The organism is Amycolatopsis sp. lyj-108 (assembly GCF_046549005.1).
Lineage (GTDB): Bacteria > Actinomycetota > Actinomycetes > Mycobacteriales > Pseudonocardiaceae > Amycolatopsis.
The window spans coordinates 947881-970790 of the sequence record NZ_JAJPWQ010000002.1 but is presented as its reverse complement, the minus strand read 5'-3'; the positions used below and the strand labels follow the sequence as shown (position 1 = coordinate 970790).

25 protein-coding genes are annotated in these 22910 nt (G+C 68.2%); 10 read left to right on the top strand and 15 right to left on the bottom strand.

Features of this window, described 5'->3' with window-relative positions; genetic code table 11:
- Positions 1–304: 304 nt before the first annotated feature.
- On the top strand, positions 305–928 hold the full coding sequence (locus tag ACLJO0_RS11095) for a TetR/AcrR family transcriptional regulator (RefSeq protein ID WP_039922912.1): 624 nt from the start codon (positions 305–307) through the stop codon (positions 926–928).
- A 68-nt stretch (positions 929–996) separates the two neighbouring features.
- On the opposite strand, the gene ACLJO0_RS11090 is transcribed toward ACLJO0_RS11095, so the two are convergent.
- Positions 997–2418, bottom strand: a complete 1422-nt coding sequence (locus tag ACLJO0_RS11090; RefSeq protein ID WP_410578007.1) for an amidohydrolase family protein — start codon at positions 2416–2418, stop codon at positions 997–999.
- Positions 2419–2581: 163 nt separating this feature from the next.
- On the opposite strand from ACLJO0_RS11090, the gene ACLJO0_RS11085 reads away from it, so the two are divergent.
- On the top strand, positions 2582–3118 hold the full coding sequence (locus ACLJO0_RS11085; protein WP_410578006.1) for a carboxymuconolactone decarboxylase family protein: 537 nt from the start codon (positions 2582–2584) through the stop codon (positions 3116–3118).
- A gap of 218 nt (positions 3119–3336) precedes the next feature.
- On the opposite strand, the gene ACLJO0_RS11080 is transcribed toward ACLJO0_RS11085, so the two are convergent.
- Both ACLJO0_RS11080 and ACLJO0_RS11075 read right to left on the bottom strand, forming a co-directional pair.
- Positions 3337–4260, bottom strand: coding sequence for an alpha/beta fold hydrolase (locus ACLJO0_RS11080; RefSeq protein ID WP_410578005.1), 924 nt, complete (start codon positions 4258–4260; stop codon positions 3337–3339).
- A complete protein-coding gene (locus ACLJO0_RS11075) occupies positions 4257–5165 on the bottom strand; it encodes an AurF N-oxygenase family protein (protein ID WP_199749167.1) in 909 nt (302 codons plus the stop codon). The genes ACLJO0_RS11080 and ACLJO0_RS11075 overlap by 4 nt, the downstream gene beginning before the upstream one ends.
- A 50-nt stretch (positions 5166–5215) precedes the next feature.
- On the opposite strand from ACLJO0_RS11075, the gene ACLJO0_RS11070 reads away from it, so the two are divergent.
- The gene (locus ACLJO0_RS11070; protein WP_410578003.1) at positions 5216–5995 is read left to right on the top strand and encodes a TetR/AcrR family transcriptional regulator; all 780 of its coding nucleotides are present in this window, start codon (positions 5216–5218) and stop codon (positions 5993–5995) included.
- Entirely contained in the window at positions 5992–6318 is a 327-nt protein-coding gene (locus ACLJO0_RS11065) for a DUF4873 domain-containing protein (protein ID WP_005167612.1), read from the top strand. Before ACLJO0_RS11070 ends, ACLJO0_RS11065 begins: the two co-directional genes overlap by 4 nt.
- A gap of 195 nt (positions 6319–6513) precedes the next feature.
- Here the strand turns inward: ACLJO0_RS11065 and ACLJO0_RS11060 are convergent, their stop codons facing one another.
- The 3 genes from ACLJO0_RS11060 to ACLJO0_RS11050 all read right to left on the bottom strand — a co-directional run bounded on the left by ACLJO0_RS11060 (position 6514) and on the right by ACLJO0_RS11050 (position 8852).
- Positions 6514–7794 (bottom strand): heparan-alpha-glucosaminide N-acetyltransferase domain-containing protein, encoded by a 1281-nt coding sequence (locus tag ACLJO0_RS11060; RefSeq protein ID WP_410578001.1) that lies wholly within the window; start codon positions 7792–7794, stop codon positions 6514–6516.
- A gap of 114 nt (positions 7795–7908) precedes the next feature.
- The gene (locus ACLJO0_RS11055) at positions 7909–8139 is read right to left on the bottom strand and encodes a DUF3107 domain-containing protein (RefSeq protein ID WP_076163324.1); all 231 of its coding nucleotides are present in this window, start codon (positions 8137–8139) and stop codon (positions 7909–7911) included.
- A gap of 59 nt (positions 8140–8198) precedes the next feature.
- Positions 8199–8852, bottom strand: a complete 654-nt coding sequence (locus ACLJO0_RS11050; RefSeq protein WP_125796623.1) for a ferritin-like fold-containing protein — start codon at positions 8850–8852, stop codon at positions 8199–8201.
- A 460-nt stretch (positions 8853–9312) separates the two neighbouring features.
- Between ACLJO0_RS11050 and ACLJO0_RS11045 the strand changes: the two genes are divergently transcribed.
- Both ACLJO0_RS11045 and ACLJO0_RS11040 read left to right on the top strand, forming a co-directional pair.
- The gene (locus ACLJO0_RS11045) at positions 9313–10920 is read left to right on the top strand and encodes a DEAD/DEAH box helicase (protein ID WP_410578234.1); all 1608 of its coding nucleotides are present in this window, start codon (positions 9313–9315) and stop codon (positions 10918–10920) included.
- Positions 10921–10955: 35 nt separating this feature from the next.
- On the top strand, positions 10956–12353 hold the full coding sequence (locus tag ACLJO0_RS11040; protein WP_410577999.1) for a hypothetical protein: 1398 nt from the start codon (positions 10956–10958) through the stop codon (positions 12351–12353).
- Between the two features lie 42 nt (positions 12354–12395).
- On the opposite strand, the gene ACLJO0_RS11035 is transcribed toward ACLJO0_RS11040, so the two are convergent.
- The 7 genes from ACLJO0_RS11035 to ACLJO0_RS11005 form a co-directional block, all read right to left on the bottom strand.
- Positions 12396–13073, bottom strand: a complete 678-nt coding sequence (locus ACLJO0_RS11035; RefSeq protein ID WP_410577997.1) for a hypothetical protein — start codon at positions 13071–13073, stop codon at positions 12396–12398.
- Between the two features lie 118 nt (positions 13074–13191).
- Complete coding sequence (locus tag ACLJO0_RS11030; protein ID WP_410577995.1) at positions 13192–13536, bottom strand: hypothetical protein; 345 nt, start codon at positions 13534–13536, stop codon at positions 13192–13194.
- A gap of 34 nt (positions 13537–13570) precedes the next feature.
- Complete coding sequence (locus tag ACLJO0_RS11025) at positions 13571–14431, bottom strand: RecB family exonuclease (RefSeq protein WP_125780963.1); 861 nt, start codon at positions 14429–14431, stop codon at positions 13571–13573.
- 681 nt (positions 14432–15112) lie between these two features.
- Positions 15113–15742, bottom strand: a complete 630-nt coding sequence (locus tag ACLJO0_RS11020) for a MarC family protein (RefSeq protein ID WP_410577993.1) — start codon at positions 15740–15742, stop codon at positions 15113–15115.
- Complete coding sequence (locus ACLJO0_RS11015; protein WP_410577991.1) at positions 15739–16602, bottom strand: PHP domain-containing protein; 864 nt, start codon at positions 16600–16602, stop codon at positions 15739–15741. The genes ACLJO0_RS11020 and ACLJO0_RS11015 overlap by 4 nt, the downstream gene beginning before the upstream one ends.
- Positions 16603–16653: 51 nt before the next feature.
- A complete protein-coding gene (locus tag ACLJO0_RS11010) occupies positions 16654–17214 on the bottom strand; it encodes a PH domain-containing protein (RefSeq protein ID WP_034313292.1) in 561 nt (186 codons plus the stop codon).
- A gap of 24 nt (positions 17215–17238) precedes the next feature.
- The gene (locus ACLJO0_RS11005; protein ID WP_005167589.1) at positions 17239–17400 is read right to left on the bottom strand and encodes a hypothetical protein; all 162 of its coding nucleotides are present in this window, start codon (positions 17398–17400) and stop codon (positions 17239–17241) included.
- 186 nt (positions 17401–17586) lie between these two features.
- On the opposite strand from ACLJO0_RS11005, the gene ACLJO0_RS11000 reads away from it, so the two are divergent.
- A complete protein-coding gene (locus ACLJO0_RS11000; protein WP_410577988.1) occupies positions 17587–18015 on the top strand; it encodes an NUDIX hydrolase in 429 nt (142 codons plus the stop codon).
- 144 nt (positions 18016–18159) lie between these two features.
- On the opposite strand, the gene ACLJO0_RS10995 is transcribed toward ACLJO0_RS11000, so the two are convergent.
- The gene (locus tag ACLJO0_RS10995) at positions 18160–19263 is read right to left on the bottom strand and encodes a DUF2332 domain-containing protein (protein ID WP_410577986.1); all 1104 of its coding nucleotides are present in this window, start codon (positions 19261–19263) and stop codon (positions 18160–18162) included.
- Between the two features lie 33 nt (positions 19264–19296).
- Positions 19297–19875 carry a MaoC family dehydratase gene (locus tag ACLJO0_RS10990; protein WP_370305480.1) on the bottom strand — a complete coding sequence of 193 codons (579 nt, stop codon included), beginning with the start codon at positions 19873–19875 and terminating at the stop codon, positions 19297–19299.
- A 250-nt stretch (positions 19876–20125) separates the two neighbouring features.
- On the opposite strand from ACLJO0_RS10990, the gene corA reads away from it, so the two are divergent.
- From corA to ACLJO0_RS10975, 3 genes are all read left to right on the top strand, one after another.
- Positions 20126–21214: a magnesium/cobalt transporter CorA gene (gene corA, locus ACLJO0_RS10985; protein WP_034313298.1), complete on the top strand. Its 1089-nt coding sequence runs from the start codon at positions 20126–20128 to the stop codon at positions 21212–21214.
- Positions 21215–21392: 178 nt separating this feature from the next.
- The gene (locus ACLJO0_RS10980; protein WP_410577984.1) at positions 21393–22040 is read left to right on the top strand and encodes a metallophosphoesterase family protein; all 648 of its coding nucleotides are present in this window, start codon (positions 21393–21395) and stop codon (positions 22038–22040) included.
- Positions 22037–22876 (top strand): chromosome partitioning protein ParB, encoded by an 840-nt coding sequence (locus tag ACLJO0_RS10975; RefSeq protein WP_410577983.1) that lies wholly within the window; start codon positions 22037–22039, stop codon positions 22874–22876. Before ACLJO0_RS10980 ends, ACLJO0_RS10975 begins: the two co-directional genes overlap by 4 nt.
- The last annotated feature ends 34 nt before the right edge of the window (positions 22877–22910 follow it).

The following is a 22910-nucleotide window of genomic DNA, read 5'->3' as shown; positions in this document are numbered from 1 at the left end:
TTTCCCCGGGCCACGGCGGCGGCGCGGGGTCCAGCGACGGCAACGACCTGCGCGACAGCGGTACGTGGGTCAACGGCGGGCGGCCCCCGGCGGCACGGGAAACTGGAGAAGACACAGCACCAAGGATGCCCGACCCTTGGCGGTCCGGCTGTACCGGCGAGTAATCTCGAGATCACTTCACGCGGCGGTGACCCCGCCCGGCGGAGCCCGCTCGACTGCGCTGATGAGTTCTCGGCGGTAAGGATTGCCTCGAACAAGGCTGATGCGTTCGCGGCGGAGACGAGTGCCTCGAACTGGAGGAACGATGACAGAAATGGCGCGACTGCAGGCACGAGGCGTCCGCCTGCCCAGAACGGAACGCCGCGCCCAGCTGCTGGCCGCCGCTCAGCGGGTGTTCGCCGCGAACGGTTACCACGCCGCCGCGATGGACGAGATCGCCGAAGAGGCCGGAGTCAGCAAGCCGGTCCTCTACCAGCACTTCCCCGGCAAGCTCGACCTCTACATCGCGCTGCTGGAGAGCCACGTCGACGAACTGGTGCGGCGGGTCAAGGACGCGCTCGACTCCACGACGGACAACAAGCAGCGCGTGCCGGCGACCGTCGGAGCGTTCTTCGACTTCGTCAACAACGACGCGGGCGCGTTCCGGATGGTCTTCGAGTCCGACCTTCGCGGCGAGCCCGCCGTGCAGGAGGCGGTGGACCGGGCGACGTCGGCCAGCGTCGACGCGATCACCGAGACCATCACCGCCGACGCGGGCCTCGACGAGGACAAGGCACGGCTGCTCGCGGTCGGCCTCGTGGGCCTCTCGCAGGTCAGCGCGCGGTTCTGGCTGGCGCACCACAAGTCGATGAGCCGCGAAGAGGCCGTCGCCCTCACCGCCAACCTTGCCTGGCGAGGGATCGGCGGCGGCTTCCCGCTGCAGCACTGACCCGCAATTCGTCACCTACTTGCGTTCATCCCGCTCGCAAGTAGGTGACGAATTGCGTGGGTCACTGGTCACTGGGGCAGGAGTTTCTTCAGGCGGTCGGCGGCAAGCTGGGCGTCGGCGACGACCTTCGCGGTGTCGATGCCGACAACGCGTCCTTCGCGTTTAAGGGCGCGGCCGTCGACGAAGACCCACGAGACGTTCGCGGGCTGGGTGTTGAAGACCAGCTGGTTCACCCAGTCCACCTTCGGCGCGAAGTTGACCGCCTGGGCGTCGACCAGCTGGAGATCCGCCCGCTTGCCCGGCGTCAGTGACCCGATCTCCTTGTCCATCCCGAGCGCTTCCGCTCCGCCGAGCGTCGCCATGCGCAGGACGTCCGCCGTCGTCGGGTAGACCGCCGGATCCGTCCTGGTCGCCCGCTGGAGGCCGACGGCCGCGCGCATCACGTTGAACATGTCGCTCGTGTCGTTGGTGCCGCCGTCGAGACCGAGCCCGACCTTCATCGACCGCTTCTTCATCTCCGGCAGCCGGATCACCCCCGACGCGAGCCGCATGTTCGACAGCGGGTTGTGCGCCACGCCGACCCCCGCGGCCGCGAGTTCGTCCAGGTCGGCGTCGGTGGTCTGGATGACGTGGTTCGCCACCAGCCCGGGGTGCAGCGCGTTCGCCCGCCGGAGCGCGTCCATCTGCCCCGCGGTCAGGTCGGCCTTCGATTCGAGCAGGTGCACGTTCAGTGAAACGCCGAGTTCACGCGCGAGCTTCTCCGAAGCGTCGACGCTCGGGAAGTTCCCGGTGGACGGATGCGTGCCGATCTGCAAGCGCGCCAACGGATTCGGATCGATGACCTCGCGCTTCACGCGGCGGATCTCGTTCTGCAGCGCGGGATCGGTGGTGCCGTTGTACGAGTAGAGGAACCGCAGTTTCGACTCGCCGAGCGCGCGGAGACCGCCCTTGGCGAAGTCGATGTTGAACGCGTGCGACCAGTCGGTGACCGTGGTGATGCCGGTCGACACGACGTCCGCGGCCGCGAGTTTCGTGCCCGCGTACGCGTCCGCGTCGGTCACGGGCGCGCGGTACAACGGGATGACGCATTTGCCGAGCCAGCCGATGAGTTCCTTGTCGGCCGCGCAGCCGCGGATGAGCGACTGCCACAGGTGGTTGTGCAGGTCGACGAACCCGGGCAGCACGATCTTGCCGCGGCCGTCGACGACCTTCGCGGAACCCGCGTCGAGGTCTTTGCCGACCTCTTTGATCTTCGTTCCCTCCAGCACGACATCGGCGTCGGCGAGGGCTCCGAGCGGTCCTTCGCCGAGGCTCGGGTCCATCGTGAGCACCATCGAGGCGTCACGGATGACGACACGGCCGGCGCCGGTGAACTCCGCGTCGCTCCCGGCTTCGGTGGTTTCGCCGCCGATGCCGGTGAGCAGGGCGGCGCCGAGGACCACGGCGAGGGTGAGGGTGAAAACGGACAGGATGGATCCGCGCTGTTTCATCGTTCCAACTCCCCAGTCGAAAGCAGCGTTGCGAGATCACGCTAGCGCCTCCGGCGGGGAGCAAGGGACCTTTGCTCTCGCTTTGGACCATCCAGCGGCACCGGGCAGAGCCGCGTTTCGGCTATGAATCAAGCGACCGCGTCCCGATCCGCGAGGAGTCTCCATGCCCCACATCGCACTCGACGAGAACCTGCCCGGCATCACCGCCCTGTTCGCCTACCGGCCGGAGACGGCGGCACCGCTCGGGCAACTCGCCGAGGTCCTGCTTCGCGGCCCGAGCAGCCTCAGCGTCGGCGAGCGGGAACTGATCGCCGCGGTCGTCTCACGCGGCAACGACTGCACGTTCTGCTCACGCAGTCACGGCGCCGTCGCCGCCGAAGCGCTCGAAGGGGGCATGCCGGTCGTCGAAGCGGCTTGGAAGGACATCGATGACGCACCCGTCTCGGCGAAGGTGCGGTCGCTTCTGCACGTCGCGCTCGCTGTCCGCGAAAGCGGGAAGTCCGTGAGCGAAGAGTTGATCAAGACCGCCCGCGCGGAGGGCGCGACGGACGTCGAAATCCACGACACCGTCCTGATCGCGGCCGCTTTCTGCATGTTCAACCGCTACGTCGACGGGCTGGCCACGATCGCCATCGACGACCAGGACGCCTATCGGGAGGCAGGCGTCCGTCTCCTGGAGAACGGTTACACGCGCCTCTGAAGAGAGCAAGGGACCTTTGCTACCGCTTTGGCCCTCAGCAGCGTGCCTGTCCGTGAGGGCCTCCTTCACTACCTTCAGGGTAGGGAAGGAGGCCCTCACGGCCGCCGTGTGCAATGAAAGGCTCTTTCCTTGCCAAATTTGGCAAGGAAAGAGCCTTTCATTGCACACGTGCGGAGGGGCCGGGCACGAGAGAGAGCAAGGGTCCCTTGCTCCCGCTTTCAGACCCTCGCGGCGCGGCGGACGAGTGCCGCGATGCGGTCCGAAACCTCTTGCGTTCGTTCCTGCGGCAGCATGTGCCCGGCACCCGGGTAGCGCACGAATTCGGCTTCCGGCAGCGCGTCGGCGATGACCTTGGCGTGCGGGGGCGGGCAGAGCCTGTCCCGCTCCCCCGCCAGCACGATCACCGGTTTGCCCTGCAGCGCGGCCAGCGTGACCCGGCAGTCGTGCCGGGAGATCGCGTCCTGGAATCCGGCGACGCTCGCCGGATGCGCGCACAGCAACTGTTCGGCGACCGAGTCCACGTCGGCCCGCTGAGGCCGCTGCCCGAAGACGAGCAGCCGCGCGCCGGGCCGCACCACCGACAGCGGCAGCGGCAAGGCGTCACGGCGGTTCTTCGCGAGCAGCTTCGCGAGCCTCCGTTCGAACCTCGCCGCGCCGCTGCCCGCGATCCCCGGCAGGCCGAGGGTGATCCGGTCCATCTCACCGGACGATGTGGCGACGAACGCGACCCCTGCGACGCGCCGGTCCACCAGATCGGGACGCCTGCGGGAAAGTTCCATGATCGTCATGCCGCCCATGGAGTGCCCGGCGAGCACGAGCGGCCCGTTCGGGACGCGGTCCTCGATCAGTTCGGCGAGGTCGTCGGCGAGGGTCGCGATCGTGGCCGTCCCCGGCTTCGCCGGCGCGGAGCCGCCGTGACCGCGCAGGTCGTAGCGCAGGATCCGGACGGAGTCGCCGAGCCGCGACGCCACGCCGTCCCAGGTCCGGTGGTCCTGGGTCCAGCCGTGCACGAGTACCAGCGTGAGTTCGGAGTCGGCCGGACCGCTCATCTCGACGTGCAGCGCGGTGCCGTCGCCGGTCACGAACCGGTGTTCCCGCGACGGGTCCCACGAGACGGCGTCGCGCTGCTTGACGCTCTTCATCGCTTCCCCGGCAGCAGGAAGGACTTGCGCCAGAAGTACATGCCGGGCTTACCGACCAGACCGGATTCCTGCAGGAACGGCATGATCTTCTCGCCCGCCCACCGCACGCTCTCCTGCCAGTTCGGGTTGTTCATCGCGGCTTCCACCCCGTCACGCGGCCGGATGCCGACGGCCTTGTAGACGTGCGGGTTGATGAAGGCCCGCGTCACGAAGTACGAAATCAGCGCGATGATGAACTGCTGATAGATGATTTCCTTCTTCGACAGCTTCGCCATTCCGCGAGTGACCTCTTCGCGGGCGAAGGTGACGTGACGGGCTTCCTCGAGCACGTGGATCCGGTTGACCATGCGCACCAGCGGCTGGATGTCCGGATCGTTCATCTGCTCGCGTTGAAGCCGGTCGAGGACCTCTTCGGCGACGAGGATCGCGCCGTAGCGCGCGGGGCCGTAGCTGATCGTCGGCATCAGTTTCGCCAACCGCCGCAGCCAAGGCACCGGCCCGTAGTTCGGGCAGCCGATCCGCGAAGCCATCCGCGCGAACATCGTCGAGTGACGGCATTCGTCCGCGATCTCGGTCAGCGCGTACTGGGCGTGCGAGCTGGTGGGGTCTTCCTCGTAGACCTCCTTGAGCAGCATCTGCATCAGGAGGATCTCGAACCACAGTCCTGTCGTGGCGACACTCGCGACCTCGTGCTTGCCGAGTTCGATGCGCTGCTCTTCGGACAGCGAGTCCCACAGTTCGGTGCCGTAGAGCGAAGAGCGATGTGCCGGGATGTAGTGCTTCCCGTCCACGAGCGGAGCGTTCCAGTCGATGTCGACGTCGGGGTCGTAGAACTTGTTTGCGGAGGACTTGAGCAGCCGCTCGGCTGTCTTCTCCCGGTCAGTTTCCTTCAGCGCCCGCGTCATTGCCGACACGCCCCTATCTGTAACTCGCGGTAACAGTTACCTCTGGTAGCATGACTGGGGTGATCGAACGTGTCAAGCGCAACAGCAAGCAGTCGAGCAAGCACCCCATCGCGGGTGAGGCCGACACGGGTGACGCCCGTCGCGACCGCTGGCGCAAACACCGGATCGCGCGCCGCGCGGAGTTCGTCGAAGCGGCCCTCCGGGCGCTCGACACGCACGGACCGGACCTCGGTATGGAAGACGTCGCCGCCGAAGCGGGCGTCACGAAACCTGTGCTGTACAGGCACTTCGATGACAAGGCGGATCTGTACGTCGCGCTCGGGCAGCGCGGCACGGAGATCCTCTTCCAGCGGCTGATCCCGGCCATCAACTCCGAACTCGCCCCGATCCCCCGGATCCGGATGGCCCTCGACGCGTTCTTCAGCGTCATCGAGGAGCACCCGAACCTGTACCGCCTGCTCGCACGCGGCGGCCTCCAGGAGAAGGTGGTCGTCAAATCCGACGTCGTCGCCGAGGACAAGGAACTGATCGCCACCGCGCTCACCGCGCTGCTCGGCGACTACATGCGGATGTTCAACATGGACTCCGGCGCCGCCGAACCGTGGGCGCACGGCATCGTCGGCATGGTGCAGAGCACCGGCGAATGGTGGCTGGACCGGCGCTCGATGGGCCGCGACAGCGTCGTCGAATACCTGACACAGATCATCTGGGCCGCGATCGACGGCCTCTCCCGGCAGCAGGGCATCGTCATCGATCCCAACCTGCCGCTCGAAGAGAACAAGGTCGTCCAAATGCGGAAGACCCAGGAAAAGCAGGCGGAGGGGCAATGAGCGAGCACGACGAAGACGGCTACGCCGGCGAAGCGGTCCTCGTGATCGACGGAACCGAGATCGCCGCGACGGTCGACCTGCGGGGCTACTTCCAGCCCATCGACGGGTACTACCGCTGGTACGGCCGCGTGGCCACCAACGAGCAGGTGTCCGCGGCCGCCGGCGGCAAGAAGACCGCCGTCGAGATCCGCGCGGGCGAGTACAGCGCGAAGGGTGAACTCTCCGACCCGGACCCGTGGGACCGCTACCGCATCATGGGCACCAGCACGCCGCCCTTCCACGTGCCGACCTCGCTGGAAGAACTGAACGAACTCAACGCCTGACCGCTGAGGCGGCAGTACATGAAGGCCCCCTTCCTTGCGTCTAGCGCAAGGAAGGGGGCCTTCATGTACTTGGATCAGCCTGCGGGTGAGCAAGGGACCTTTGCTATCGCTGCCAGGTGACAGCAAAGGTCCCTTGCTCTCTTTCCGCAGGTCAGTGGCGCCGCAGTCCACCCCCGAACGCGCTCCAAGAGAACGTCAGCCCTGCCGTTGAGCAGGTACCCGAGCACGCGGCACCAGGTACTTCGGCCAGCTCGACAGCTTGTTCATCGCCCATTCCAGCGGCCCGCGCCCGACGAACCTCCGCCACAACACGGCCGCGGTCAGCGCGACCACCGAGAACTCGACGAAGTGCAGCACGCTGAAGATCGAATCGCCGTCGCTCTCGTCCCACAGCAGCGCGATCGCCACGAAATGCAGCACGTACGCGCTCAGCACCCGCCCGCCCAGATCCGAAAGCGGCCGCAGCACGCGCTCGAACTTCGGCATCAGCAGCTGGCAGCCGCCGATCACCGCCGCCGCGATCCCGATCGAGATCAGCAGGTCGAACGGCGTGTACGAGGTGCCTGTCGGCAGCAGTTCCCAGGCCCAGCTGGTGGTCGGCGGCGTGCCGTGGATCCAGGTGTGGTGGAGCCGGAGGAATTCCGGCGGCGTCATCCCCATCTGCGCGGCGGCCGGTTCCAGTGAGCGGTAGACGGCCTGCATGCCGCCGAGCGGCCCGGTCGCGAGCCAGGACACGAGGTAACCGCCGACCGCGAGCGCCGATCCGCCGAAGAACAGCCGACGGCACACGCTGCGCGACGTCAGGTCCATCCGCCCGAGCGACATCCCCGCGAACACGTACGCCATCAGCGTCAACGCGGGGAAGGTCCCGGTCAGGACGAGAACGGTCGCGGCCTTCAGCAGCCCGGTCGACGTGACATCGTCCGCGGTCAGGTCCGGCGCGAAGAACAGCAGGTCACGGGGAAGCAGTTGCGCTCTGATCAGATGCGAGAGCAGCGGGCCCGCCACGGCGACGACGACCGCCGCGATCGCCAGTGCCTTCGCACCCGCGCGCAACCACGGGATCGCGAAGAGAAAACAGGCCCCGTAGTAGGCCAGGATCACCATGTAGCCGGTTTCGAGGCTGGTCAGCCACAGCCCCAGCGCCACCAGCAGCGGTGCCCGGGTCGCCAGCTTGAGCGCGACGCGCGTCCGGTCGCGGCCCAGTTTCGGGCGGCGTCCGCCGGACATCAGCGCGATCGAGACCCCGGCCAGTACCGCGAACAACGCCGCGGAGTGGCCTTCGAACGGTTTGAACAGCACCCCGACGCCGCCTTTGGCGGGATCGGGGCCGACATGCACCGCGTACATGCCGAGGACGGCCAGGCCGCGGGCGACGTCGATGCCGGTCAGCCGCCCAGCGGCCCGCTTGCCTTGTTCGGGAACAGTACGCACGCCGTCGACCAGCGCGCGGTCCATCACAGTGACGCCGTCCACCTCATTTCTCGGCTAGCCCCCTGCCGTCCCCGCCTTAGCGTGACGATCAAATCTGAGAGCTGGCTGAGACGCGGCGGTGACGCCACTGTGACATCCGACTACAACCCGATCGGGTTAGCCACCAACAGCGAAGCCGACCTTGCGAACGTCCGACGGCGCGATCTCGACGTAGGCGATCCGGTCGGTGGGCACGATGTACTTACGGCCCTTCTCGTCGTCGAGGCGGAAGATCCCGTCGCCGGCCCTCAAGGCGTTCGCGACCAGTTCCTCGACCTCGTCGGGCGACTGGTTGCTGGACACCACGAGCTCTCGCGGCGTGTCCTTGATGCCGATCTTGACCTCCACGTGGGACCTCCGCTTGAAAGTTCGAAACTACTGGCCCGCCAAGGCTAGCCGAAGAGACGTCAGCCGAGCCCCAGCACCTGCATGCGTTTGGTGTGCCCCTGCTGCAACCGGCGGAACAACGCGGCGATTCCCGAAAGGTCGCCGGAGCCTTCGACGATCAACTCGGCGAGCCCGTCCCGCTCGGCGACGACGTACTGGGCCTGCGTCAACGCCTCGCCCAGCAGGCGACGGCCCCACAGCGCGAGTTTGTCCCGCGCCTTCGGGTCGGCCTCGATCCCGGCCGCGACTTCGCGTTCGGCGAACGCGGAATGCCCCGTGTCGGCGAGCACGGTGAGCACCAGATCCTTGGTTTCGGGGTCGAGCCAGCTGGCCATCTCGCGGTAGAGGTCCGCCGCGAGCCCGTCGCCGACGTAGGCCTTCACCAGTGACTCGAGCCAGGAGCGCGGCGCCGTGGAGGCGTGCCAGGCGTCGATGTGCCCTACGAAGGGCCTCATGGCGTCTTCGATCGCGACGCCGTGCCCCGCGAGGTGCTTGGTGAGCAGGTCGTAGTGCCCGATCTCGGCGGCCGCCATGGACGCCAGCGCGGCCCGGCCGGACAGCGTCGGCGCGGTGCGCGCGTCCTCGGCCAGGCGATCGAATGCGGACAATTCCCCGTAGGCGAGTACGCCGAGCAAATCGACTACGCCCTCGCTGATCTGCTTTGCCTCCGTCACGGCGGAAAGGGTATCGCCGAACACACCCGGCCGGACGGGAAGAGACCGATCCCACCTTCGTCGGCGCGGCGGGGTCTATCGAAAAACCGCAGATCAGGTAGACTGGCGGCCGGATACGACGGATCATCCGTCCCGGATCGGGACGCTGCTGCGGCTGAAGGACAGCCGGTGCGGCCCCGATCAGCGCAAGAATGATGTGCGTGCACGCCATCCTGCGGCATTCCCACGAAGGGCCGCTTCAGCGCCAGTAGCGCGGAGCCCGAGCGAATTTTCGTGGTCGAGTGTCGATCGGTGACCAGGGCAGTGCGCGCTGGTCACGAGAGAGGCGAGCACCCTGACCACGAACGAAAACACGCCCGAAGACAACCCCACCGGCGTTCCGGAGGCCGTCGCGCTGGAGCACAGCGAGTCAGGCCCGGCGGCGCTCGACGTGTCGCACCCGCTGCAGGCGGGCGCACCGGTGGAACCCGAAGCCCCCTCCTTCGCTTCCTTCGGCGTCAAGCCGGAGATCGTGAAGGCGCTGAGCGAGGCCGGGATCGAGCGCACCTTCGCCATCCAGGCACTGACGCTGCCGCTGGCCATGGCCGGCGACGACCTGATCGGCCAGGCCCGCACGGGCATGGGCAAGACGCTGGGCTTCGGTGTCCCGCTGCTGCACCGCGTCGAGGTCCCCGGCGACGGCACCCCGCAGGTGCTGGTCGTCGTGCCGACCCGTGAGCTGTGCGTCCAGGTCGCGAACGACCTCAAGGGCGCGGGCAAGCACCTCGGCATCCGCACACTGGCCATCTACGGTGGCCGCCCCTACGAGCCGCAGATCGCGGCGCTCCGCAGCGGCGTCGACGTCGTCATCGGCACCCCGGGCCGCCTGCTGGACCTGGCCGAGCAGAAGCACCTGGTGCTGGGCAAGGTCCGCGGTCTGGTGCTGGACGAGGCCGACGAGATGCTCGACCTGGGCTTCCTGCCCGACATCGAGCGCATCCTGCGGATGGTCCCGGACAAGCGGCAGACGATGCTGTTCTCGGCGACCATGCCGGGCCCGATCATCACGCTGGCCCGCACGTTCCTCACCCAGCCGACGCACATCCGCGCCGAGGAGAACGACGCCGGCGCGATCCACGAGCGCACCACCCAGTTCGTCTACCGGGCGCACTCGATGGACAAGCCCGAGCTGATCGCCCGCGCGCTGCAGGCCGAGGGCCGCGGCCTGACGATGATCTTCACCCGCACCAAGCGCACCGCGCAGAAGGTCGCCGACGAGCTCGTCGAGCGCGGCTTCGCGGCCGCCGCCGTGCACGGTGACCTGGGCCAGGGCGCCCGCGAGCAGGCGCTGCGCGCGTTCCGCGCCGGCAAGGTCGACGTGCTGGTCGCCACCGACGTCGCCGCCCGCGGGATCGACATCGACGACGTCACGCACGTGATCAACTACCAGACGCCGGAGGACGAGAAGAACTACGTCCACCGGATCGGCCGCACCGGCCGCGCCGGGCGCACCGGTGTCGCGATCACCCTCGTCGACTGGGACGAAACGCCGCGCTGGAAGATGATCTCGGACCTCCTCGGGCTCGACATGCCCGAGCCCGCCGAGACGTACTCGTCGTCGAAGCACCTGTTCAGCGATCTGGGCATCCCCGAGGGCACCACCGGGCGCCTCCCGCTGTCGAAGCGGACCCGCGCCGGCCTTTCGGCCGAGGTCGAAGAAGACCTGGGTGGCAAGCGCCGCGGCCGCGGCCGTGGACAGGGTCAGAGCCAGGGCCCGAAGGACGAAGAAGAAGCGCCCCGCAAGCGCAACCGCACGCCGCGCAAGCGGACCCGCGGCGGCGCGAACGCGACCGACACGACCGAGGCCGCGGACGCTTCGGCGGAAGGCACCGAGGGCGAAGCGGCTGAAGCCTCTTCGGAGGGCCGCACGCGGGCCCGTCGCCGCAGCCGCGGCGCCGCGAAGCCGAGCCCCGAGGTCAGCGGCCCGGCGGTCGAGAAGGAGGCAGGCGACAGCGCCGAGCGTCCGGCTCGCCGACGCCGCCGTCGCCGTCCCTCGGCGACTTCTGATACACCTGCGTCGGCAGACTGAGAGCTTCAGACCTCGACGTGGGGAGCTAGGGGCACGTGAGCGAACGCTGGGACGCCGCGCCGGACGACGAACCGGCGCGGCCCGTGCCCGCCGATCCCGAACCGCCGTCGAGCGGTGCCGAACCGCAGACGGCCGAAAACGCGATCGGCACGGAAGACGTGCTGGACGCCGAACCCGCCGCGGCGGTGGCCACCGAGCCACCGCTGGGCGGGAAACGCGCCCGGCGCTCGCCGTGGAACCGCACGAGGGACCGTGTGCTCGCCGCGGCGATCGTGGTGGTCGTCGCCGTCACCGGCGTCGTCATCGGCGTGAACAGCGACAACGCGGCGACCGTCGCGCAGGTCGCCAACACCATGCCGCCCGGGCTTCCGCCCGCGCCGTCGGAAGTGCCCGGCTCGCTGACCGAACTGTGGCAGGCACCGAGTTCGTCGACACCCGTCCCGATCGGCGAGGCCAACAGCGTCGTCACCGCGGACAAGGGCGAGGTACTCGGCCGGGATCCGTACACCGGCGACGTCCGGTGGCGCTATTCCCGCGATCTCGAGCTGTGCACGGTCGCGCTCGCCGGGATCAAGGTGGACGCGGTGTACCGCAAGGACACCGGCTGCAGTGAGGTCACCCAGCTCGACGCCGGCACCGGGCGCCGCACGGCGCAGCGCAACGGCGACGCCGAACTCGGGACCCGGCTGGTCGTCGACGGATCGCACGTCACCACGACCGGCACGAAACTGCTGAACACCTGGCGCGACGACCTGGTCAAGAGCATGGAATACGGCCAGGTCCCCGCCATCGTGAACCCGAACAAGCAGCCGAGGACCGGCTGCACCTACGGCACGGTGGCCGCCGCGGCAGGCAAGATCGGCGTGATCGAGCGCTGCCCCGGCGACCCGGCCGACCGCTTCACCGTCTACCGCGCGACCAACGACGAAGCCGACGACCCGAAGGTCGACTACAGCACCGTGCTCGCCGGCAAGAACGCGAAGGTCGTCGCGATGTCCGGCGATCTGGCGCTGATCGTGCTGCCCGAACAGAAACTGCTGGTCATCTACGGCGGCGACGGCCTCCAGAAGGCGGCGTACCCGCTCGACGTGCCCGACACGGACATCACGCGGGACCCGGTGGGCGGCGTCATGACGACCGCGTGGACCGCGCAGGGCGTCTACTGGTTCACCGGCTCGAAGACCATGGCGTTCTCGCGCGACGACCTCACGCCGCGCTGGACGCTGAACAACTCCGCCGGCCCCGGCGTGACCTTCGGGGAGCAGCTGGTCGTGCCCATCCAGGGCGGGCTCGCCGTGCTCGACGAGACGACCGGCGCCACCATCCGCACGGTCGGCGTCGACAGGCGTGGCTACGCCGGCCCGGTGGTGCTCTCGTCGGTCGGTCCGGTGCTGCTGGAGCAACGCGGTCCGACCCTGGTCGCGCTCAAGTGACCGGCAGGCGATAGCAAAGGTCCCTTGCTATCGCCCCCGTCGTCAGCCCGTCGTCGTGGACTTGGTGCGCAGCCGGCCGAGTTCCTTCCAGCACCAATTACCGCCCTCGGCGGCGAGCGTGCCGGCGGCGGTGCGGGATCGCCCTCCGACGCTGAGCGTGACGGCCACCGTGTACGTGGTTTCGGAGACCTTCGTGATCTCGCCGAGCGTGGCGTTCGAAACGTCGGCGACTCGATCGATGGCCTGCTCGACGTCCTGTTCCGCGTTCGCGCACTTGAGCGCCGTCAACGCGGCCTTGTCGTGGGCGTTGATACCGTCGACGATCGCCCGCGCGGTCCCTTCTGGGCCGGACGGCTTGTCGGCCTTGTCGTCACCGAGGAAGAACCCGGGAGCGACGAACCCGGTGATACCCAATGTGAGCACCACCACGGCAGCGGCGGCGATGGCCACGATCAGGCCGGTCTTGTTGTTCTTCGGGGGCGCGGGGGGCCCGCCGAAGCCCTGTCCGTACTGCTGGTTCTGTCCGTACTGCTGCTGGCCGTAGCCGGGGTACTGCTGCTGCGGGTACGCGCCGCTCTGGTCGTAACCGCCCTGCGGGTACTGCTGCTGCTGCGGGTACTGCTGCTCTGGGTACTGCTGTCCCGGCTGCTGCTGCCCTGGGTACTGCTGCTGCCCGCCAGCGCCCTGGTCGGGCTGTCCTGGCTGGGGTGGGTAGGTCATCGACGGTGCCCTTCATCCTCGCTGCGGGGCAGCGTGTTCATCTACGACGTGCCCAGTGAGCCATAGTTTCGCAGGGACAGGAGCCAGTTCGCCGGTCGATGGCACTTTCCTGCCGCGGTCAGCTCCACCAGAACAGGCTGAGGGCGGCCGTCACGCTCACCACGACGCCAAGACCCGCGAGGCCCGCGACGCGGCCAGTGCGCCCATCGACGACCCGCTGCGCCAGCAAGGCGAGCACCGCGGCCACCGGGTGGCCGATCAGCATCAGGAGACCGGGCCCCGGCGCGCCGGTGAACAGGCAGATCGTGGCGATCGCGACCACGCACACCGCCAGCACGGCCATCCCGGCCGCGAGCGATCCGGTCAGCCCGCGCCAGAACCGGCCGCCTTCGGTCGCCGCGGGCGCGTTCCGCTCCGCGGGCGGCGGTGTGGTCGCGAGCTCTTCGGTGTCCGGTGACGACACGTCCTCGCCTGTCCAATCGTCGAATCTGGAGAATCTAGGGCGCCAGCAACTCCCACGGCTGAGCCGCGGGCCCGGCCTCCTGGCCTGCCGCGCAGCTGGGCCGGAAGTCGCACCACGAGCAACGGCGGCCCGGGCGCGCCGGGAACAACACGTCCTCGTCGCCGCCGGCGTCCAGGGTATCCGTTGCCAGGCGCAGGTCCCCGGCGGTCTCGTCGGCGCGTTGGAGATGCCGCTTGAGGCTCTCCTCGGTGTGCTCGGCGGCCGCGATGGTCCCGGTGGGCACGTGGTGCAGCTCGACCTGGTAGCACGGCGTCCGCAGCGTCCGGGCCGCGGCGACCGCGTACAGCGCCAAGGCCTGCGAAGAGCGCGCCTCGTACTCGTCCGGCTCACGACGGCCGGTCTTGTAGTCGATGATCACCAGTTCCCGGCCGCGCTGGTCGATGCGGTCGGCGCGGCCTTCGATGATGAGGCTGGGTCCGCTGCCCGGCTCGAGCGTGACCGGCGCGGAAACCCACCGCTCCAGCCCGACCGGATCGACGCTGACGTCGTTGTGCTCGACGTACTCCGCGACCCAGGCCTTCGCCCTGGCTCGGTACCGGGCGGCCTGGTCGGTGTCTTCGAACCCGGCGTCCTTCCAGTGTTCGGCGACGAGCGCCATCGCCCGCTGCGGCACGCGTTTGATCACCGGCAGGTCGAACAACGCCCGCAAAGCGTTGTGCACCACCGCACCGAGTGTGCTGTGCGCCCACGCGCCGGTGCGTGTCGGGGACGGGCGGTCCAGATACGACATGCGATAACGGCGCGGGCAATCTTCGAACGTCGCGAGGCGCGCGGGCGAGACCTTCGTCAGCTTGCGCGGCGCCTCGACGCCGAAGTCGAAACCAATCTGCTCCATCGGATCACCCCGCCCGCAACGCTACGCACCCCCACCGACACTTTTCGAGGGGATCCCCAGGAAGGGAGCAAGGGACCTTTGCTATCGCTTGTGGCCTCAGCAGCGTTCCTGTCCGTGAGGGCCCAATGCCACGTCGTTTGAGTTGATCTTGAGCGGCCGCCGGTCCGCTCGATCAACCGGACAAGTCACCGGCAGCGGACCCGGGGCGCAACTGTCCACACAGGACGCCAATCCGAATCCGGGTGCCCGATTTGGGTGCTTTGCGCAGCTACGCGAGGGGGTCGTGAGTGGCAATGAGGGTTAGAACGACCTTTGCCACTCACGACCCCTTGACAGAACCGCCCGTTTCGTCATCAATCGGACATTCAGTCATCGACATGCGCCCACAGTGGACGCCCGGGGTGCGCCGGCTCCCGTCGGCCAGGGCAAGCGAGCGCTTGACCTGCGGAAACCGTCACCACTTGCGATCAAAACCCGCCCAAGATCAACTTAAGCTACGTGCCTGTCCGTGAGGGCCTCCTTCACTACCTTCAGGGTAGGGAAGGAGGCCCTCACGGCCGCCGCGTGCAATGAAAGGCTCTTTCCTTGCAAATTTGGCAAGGAAAGAGCCTTTCATTGCACACGCGGGGAGGAGCCGGGCACGCGAGAGAGCAAGGGACCTTTGCTATCACCGGCGCCCGGTCACGTGCCCGCGATGAAGCCCTTCACCGAGTTCGCCACCAGCTCGACCGCGATCGCGGCCAGCAGCAGACCGGCGATCTTCGCCAGCAGCGTGATCCCGCTTTCCTTGATCAGCCGGATGACCACGCCCGAGTACCGCATGCACAGGTACAGCACGAAGTGCACTGTCACGATCGAAAGCGCGAGAGCCACGTACGCGCCGACGTGCCCGTCGGCCTGCCGTACGAAGACGATGGTCGCGGCGATCGCGCCCGGGCCGGCGAGTAGCGGCGTCCCGAGCGGCACGAGCGCGACGTTGACGTCGTCGCCCGCCGCTTCGGCCTCGCCGCCGGTCTTGCCGGTGAGCAGTTGCAACGCGATGAGCAGCAGCAACAGTCCGCCCGCACCCTGCAGCGCCGGGATCCCGATGCCGAGGTAGGACAGGATCGCCTGTCCCGCAACGGCGAACAGCGAGATCACCAGCAACGAGACCAGCACCGCCTGCCGCGCGGCCTTGGCGCGGAACGCCACCGATTTCCGGCCGGTAAGGCTCAGGAACACCGGCACCGTGCCGGGCGGGTCCATGATGACGATCAGCGTGATCGTCGCGCTCATGAACAGGCGCGCGTCGAAGAAGTCCGTGATCGTCACCGGGTCACGACCTCGTAGCCGGTCGCCCGCGCGACGAGTTCTTCGAAGGCGAGCGGATCGGTGGTCTCGTCGCCGAGGTCGATGGTCTTGTTCGTGCCGTGATAGTCGCTCGACCCGGTGCGCACGAGCCCCAGCTCCCCTGCCAGCCCGTGCAGCCGGACGCGTGTCTCCTCGTCGTGGTTCGGGTGGTCGACCTCGACGCCGGTGAGGCCGTGCGTCGCCAGCCCGGCGAGCACGTCGACGGTGATGGTCGCGCCGCGCGTGTACGCGAAGGGATGCGCGATGACGGTGACCCCGCCCGCCGCCGCGATCATGTCGATCGCGTCCTCCACGAGCGTGTCCTGCCGCGCCACGAAGTACCCGCTGCCGTTTCCGAGGTAGCTCCCGAACGCCTCGTTCACCGACGAGACGACACCGGCCCGCACCAGGGCCTGCGCGAGGTGGGGCCGTCCGGCCGAACCGTCCTCGGGCAGCAGCGACATGACCTCGTCGGGATCGACCGGCAGGCCGTCGGCGGCCATCCGCTCGGCCATCACGCGCAGCCGCCATCGCCGCTCGGACCGCAGCCGGGTCTGCTCGGCGACGACCGCGGGCGACGCCGGATCGAAGAGGTACGCGAGCAGATGGACGCTGATATGCCGTCCACTCACCGGGTCGACGGAGATCGTGGACAGCTCGGCGCCGGGCACCAGGGTGAGCCCTGGCGGGAGTGCCTCGGCGGCCGGGGCCCAGCCGGCCGTGGTGTCGTGATCGGTGATCGCGACGACGTCGAGGCCGGCCTTCGCGGCGGCGGCGACCAGCCCGGCAGGGCTGTCGGTACCGTCGGAGGCGGTGGAGTGGGCGTGCAAGTCGATGCGCATCGCCGCTCAGTATCGACGATGCTCCAGGTCACAGCGACTCCGGGACCTGCGCTAACCGACCTTCTTCTTGCCGCGTGCCGCGCGCTGCGCCTTGATCATCGAGAAGCGCTCGGCCTGCTTCTGCTTGTCACCGAACACGAGCTCGGAAATCGTGTCGTAGAACTCTTCCGGCTTCGGCAGGTAGTCGATGCGGTTCAGCGCCTGGATCTGACCGGCGGACTCGACCACCATGGTCCCGTACCCCATCATCCGGCCCCACGCCGAACGTTCGTAGGTGAGGTCGGTGACCTTGGTGATCGGCATCATCAGCACTTTCGTGGTGAAGACACCGGTGGTCATCACGAACCGCTTGTCCGTGACCACCAGGCGTTCGACCCACCACTCCATCACCACGTACGCGAAGCGCAGGATGATGAGCAACGCGGCATACCAGAGGATGTTCTGGATGACCCACGCGGCGGGCGGCAACAGGTAGGAGACCAGGACGCAGACGGCCAGCAACGCGGCCGTCTCGAAGGTTTCCCACAACAGCACAGCCCAGTGCCGGCGGATCCTGATGACCCGCCGCTCGGTGTCGAGGAGATACTCGTCTGGATCGCGTGGGGCGAACATACCGATAGAGTATCCGCTCCCCCGCTAGCTGAAGACGTTGCTGACGAAGGTGATCACCGATTCGGCCGAGTCACGCAGGAAGCCGATGATGTTTCCCACGAGGCCCGCGGCCTGACCTGGCTGCGCGATCACGAAGAACAGCACCAACGCGATTCCTGCGAAAGTGAGGAGCTTTTTCGCGTTCACAGCGATCAATCCTGTCTCTTACGGTGACTGACTGCGGATACTGACTATTCATTTTGTACCGCACCTTCCACCCGCGCGGGAGGGAAGTCCCGCGCTTGGGTCAGCCGGCGAGGGGAAGTGTACCGTACGGCTACTCTCCGTGTACAGGACAGCCATTGTCAGGAAGCCCGCGTCTACCATTCGGGAATGAACACCGTTTCGGACAGCACCGTCCGCTGTGTCGGCGGCATCGTCCACGACGAACTCGGGCGGATTCTGCTGATCCGGCGCGCGAATGAACCCGGACGTGGACTGTGGTCGGTTCCCGGCGGACGGGTTGAACCAGGCGAAACGGACGAAGCGGCCGTGATCCGGGAGCTGCGCGAAGAGACCGGGCTCGACGTGATACCGCGCACATACGTCGGCAACGCCCGCCGCGGCCCGTACGACATCCACGATTACGCCTGCGCGGTCGACGGCGGCACTCTCCGTGCAGGGGACGACGCCGACGACGCCCGGTGGATCGACGCCGGAACCTTGATCGAACTCGACAAAGAGGGCCGGTTGGCCGAACTCCTGTTCGTCACTCTGCGCGACTGGGGAGTGCTGCCGACCGGGGACATCGTGCCGTCTTGACGACCTGCCGTGTCCGATTCGGCGAATGACGCGGGGATAAAGCGGCGCGGGAGGTGAAAATTATCCTTCCCGATGCTTTGCCGACATCTTCGAAGAGCCGAATGGGTAAACCCGGAAGTCGGGTCTGCCGCTGTCCGGGCTGGACTAAACCGGGAGCCAGGTCATCCGCTGCCCGTGCGGGGCCGTCCTGGCCAGCGCCCGCACGTCCGGGACACCGGCGTCCCAGCGGACGAGCCCGAGCACGGCCTGGTCCGCGGGTTCGGCCAGATCGGCCCGGCCGGGCACCAAGTGCTCCAGCGCGGCGGCGTAGAACTCCTCGCTGACCCACCACAGCGGCCGGTCCGCGGCGAGTTTCCGCAACGCCTCGAGGAAGTCCGCCCGCCGGTCCCCCAGGTACGCGAGCACGTGGCTGGTCAGCACGACGAGAGGCGCGTCGGCGGGCAGGGTGGCGGCCGCCGAGGCGAGATCGTCGACGGCGTCGCCGGCGATCAGGTCCGGCCGCTGCTTGCCCTGCGCCGCCGCGGCCGTGCGCAGGAGCCGGATCCGGTCCGGCTGGTCGGCCCAGACGCAGGCTTCGAGCCAGGCGAGTTCGTCTTCGTCGGCGAGGTCCACCGGGGCGCGGTCGAGGCCGGCGCGGGCGGTGATCGTCAGCTTCTTCGGCACCTTCGGCGTGACGGCGCCGGGCGCGAGGTCCAGCGCGCAGTGCAGGCCGACCGCGGTCTTCGCGGGGCCGGCGGTGAGCTGTTCGCCGCCGTCGCACTGGTAGCGGTAGGCGTACTTGTCCAGGCCCAGGAGCAGCCCCGCACTGCATCCGACTTCGAGCAGCGCGATCTTGCCGCCCGCTTCCTTCGCCGCCGTCGTGATCGCGGGGTAGAGCAGCGCGGCACGGCGGACCTCGTTGGTCTGCGTGTACCGCGAGGAGATGATCGCCCGTGCCTTGTCCGCCCGCTCCAGCAGGAACGAGCGGAACAGCGGCCACGTCTCCGAGTCCACGCCGTCGAAACCGCCGACGGACGGGTAGTACCGCGAGAGCGGGTGGATCGGGTCGGCCTGGATGAGCCGGTGCGCGGTCGCCAAAAGCAGCGTTCCGCGTGCTTCACCGCCGCGGGCGTCGGTCAGCAGACCGGCCACGTCGTCGTCCTCGGACGCCTTCGTCGCCAGGTGCTCGTACAGCGGCGAAACACCGGCCGCCTCGACCGTCGCGAACTTCCGCAGGCGGCTCTTGATCTCATCCAGCCCGATGGGCATCGACGCGCTCCCTCTTCCCGTTCGTGACACCCATTATTCGTGCGGGACGGGGCGGCCGGGCTGTTCACCGCCCCTGCTGTCGCCGTAGGACCGCTTCGGCACCATCACCTTGCGACGGAAGACACACACGATCGTGCCGTCCTGTTTGTAGCCGCGGGTCTCGACGTAGACGACACCGCGGTCGTCCTTCGACTTCGACGGCGTCTTGTCCAGCACCTCGGTCTCGCCGTAGATGGTGTCCCCGTGGAAGGTCGGCTTCACGTGCTTCAGCGATTCGACCTCGAGGTTCGCGATCGCCTTGCCGGACACGTCCGGCACCGACATCCCCAGCAGCAGCGAGTAGACGTAGTTGCCGACCACGACGTTCTTGCCGAAGTCGGTGGTCTCCTCCGCGTAGTGCGCGTCGAGGTGCAGCGGGTGGTGGTTCATGGTGATGAGGCAGAACAGGTGGTCGTCGTACTCGGTGACCGTTTTGCCCGGCCAGTGCTTGTAGACCGCGCCGACCTCGAACTCTTCGTAATAGCGACCGAACTGCACCCATTCCTCCTGCACGAGTAACGCGGCGTGAGCCTGGAACGACAGGCTTTCGTGTTGAGGAGTACCCTCGACCATTGGTGTCGGGTCGTCAACGCGACCCACACCACTGCGTAACCGTCCGCCGAGCCGAAGGAGGTGAGGAACCCGATGTCCAGTGGCGATAGTCCGCTTCCCAGTAGTCGCAGCGTTCCCCCCTTCACGTCTCGCCGGATCCCCACCTGGCAGGGCTGACGAAACCGGGAACGCTGGCCTAGCCGAGCGGCCCCCCGACCGCTTGGCCCGTCGTCTTCGCGCATCAACGCACGACGTCTGCCCAGGAGATCCCATGCCTGCCATTCCCTCGCTCGGCGGCCTTCGCGGCCGGAGCAACGGCCGCGCCAAGAGCGTCCCCGAACGCCCGCTGCCCGTCCCCCTTTCGGCGTACGTCGTCGATTGCGCGGTGTATGTGGAGGGCAAGCGCCTGCCGGGCCGTTGGACGCACGCCGAGGCGATCAAAGAGGTGCGCAAGCGGCACGCGGGATTCGTCTGGATCGGCCTGCACGAGCCCGACGCGGTCCAGATCCAGGGCATCGCGGACACCTTCGGCCTGCACGAACTGGCCGTCGAGGACGCGCTGGAAGCACACCAGCGGCCCAAGCTGGAGCGTTACGACGACACGCTGTTCATGGTGCTGAAGACGGTCCGCTACGTCGAGCACGAGTCGCCCGCGACGGCCAACGAGATCGTCGAGACCGGCGAGCTGATGGCGTTCCTCGGCCGCGACTTCGTGATCACCGTGCGGCACGGGAACCACTCGGGGCTCGCCAGGCTGCGCCGCGAACTCGACCAGGACCCCGAGCGGCTCGACCTCGGGCCGTCCGCGGTGCTGCACGCGATCGCGGACCACGTCGTCGACCACTACCTCGACGTCACCACCGCGATCGAGTCGGACATCGACGAGATGGAGACGCACGTCTTCGCGCCGCGGTCCAAGGTGAGCGCCGAGCAGATCTACTTCATGAAGCGCGAAGTGCTGGAGCTGCGCCGCGCCGTCATGCCGCTGGGAACGCCGCTGCAGCGCCTCGCCGAGGGCTACACGCGGCTGATCCCGGACGAGGTCCGCTCGTACTTCCGCGACGTCTCCGACCACTTGACGACCGTGGCGGAGCGGGTCGCGAACTTCGACGAACTGCTGACCACCCTGGTCGACGCGACACTGGCGAAGATCACGCTCCAGCAGAACACCGACATGCGCAAGATCACCGCGTGGGCGGCGATCATCGCGGTCCCGACGGCGCTCGCCGGCATCTACGGGATGAACTTCGACTACATGCCGGAACTGCATTGGCGCTTCGGCTATCCGGTGGCGATGACGGTCATCTTCGGCGTCTGCATCCTGCTCTACCGAATATTCAGGAAGAACCGCTGGCTCTGACCCTTCTTCCGCATTCGGCAGTTCTGGAGTTCCCTCATGCCAAGGATCCTGACCAACCTCAAGTTCTGGGCGCTGGCCTTCTGCGTCGTCTGGCTGGGCATCGTGATCGCGATCATCGCCAAGGACCCCGCGTTCGCGCACGGCCCGAAGTAGCGCCTCCGGCATTACGCTGGAGCGTATGAAAGCGCTGGTCGTCGCGGACGAGGTCGAAGAGCGGTTGTGGACGTCCGCCGTCCGCAACCACCCGGCCGACCTCGTTATCGGCGCCGGCGACCTGCCGTACGACTACCTGGAGTTCCTGGCGGGCGCGCTCGACGTGCCCTGCGTGTTCGTCCCGGGCAACCACGACCCGGACCTTTCCGGCTACACGCGCTACGGCGGACTGTCCATGAAGGACGGTTTCCCCGCGGTGTGGCCCGGTCCGGCGGGCGGGGTGAACGCGGACGGCCGGGTCGTCGACGTCGGCGGGCTCCGCTTCGCCGGGCTCGGCGGTTCGGTCCGCTACAACGACGGCCCGAACCAGTGGACGCAACGCCAGCAGGCCAGGCGCGCGCGGCGACTGGTGCGCCGGGCCCGGTTCCGCCGGTGGCGGGACGGCCGGGACGTCGACATCCTGCTCACCCACGCGCCGCCGCGGCACTGCGGCGACCGCGACGATCCGCCGCACCGCGGCTTCGACTGTCTCCATCGCACGATCGAGTTGCTGCGGCCGAAGTGGTTGCTGCACGGGCATATCCACCCGCACGGCGAACCCGTGCCGGACCGGGTGGTCGGCGGGACCACGGTACGCAACGTCGTCGGGCACCGGATCATGGAGTTCTCATGAAGGACACGGGATTTCCCCGCGCGGACGCGGAACACGACTTCCTTCGCGCGCGACGGCGTCAGGTGCTGTCACGGCTGGCGACCTGGCTGCGCCGCGAGCCCGACGACGTCAACATCATGCTGCCGTTCCACGAGGTGGTGGACGCGCTCGGCTACCTCGGCGAGCGGAAGATCGGGGCGCGGGTGATCCGGCTCGATTCGATCGTCGGCAGCGTCGACCGCGGCCGCGACTTCGACCGCCGCTTCCGCCCGACCTCCGGCCGCGTCCGCGAACGCTGGGAACGGCTGGCGCTCGCCACCAGGCGCGGCGAGTCGATTCCGCCGATCGAGGTGTACCGCGTCGGCGAACTGCACTTCATCATCGACGGGCACCACCGCGTTTCGGTGGCACACGCGATGCGACTGTCCACAATAGAGGCGATGGTCACCGAGGTGCGGACCAAACTGGACCCCAGCGGGATCCGGTACCGCGGCGACCTGATCGTGAAGGACTACCGGCGGCTGTTCCTGGAACGCGTCCCGCTGTCCGGGCACGCGCGGGCTTCGGTCGTGTTCACCGATCCGTGGGACTACGCGCGGCTCGGCGAGCACGTGGAAGCGTGGGGCTTCCGGCTGATGCAGGACGAAGGCGCGTACTCGGACCGCGCGACGCTCGCGCAGCGATGGTTCGACGAGGAGTTCGTGCCGGTGGCGGCGATGCTGCGGCAGGCGGACCTGATCGGCGACCGGACCGACGCCGAGGCGTACCTGTGGGTGGCTTGCGAGCGGTACCGGCTGATCCGGACGCACCGGTGGGACGACGAGGTCTTCGAAGCTGTGCGGTCACAGTCCCGCTGACGGTACCTCACCGTCGGCGCGCAAAGGACGCTTC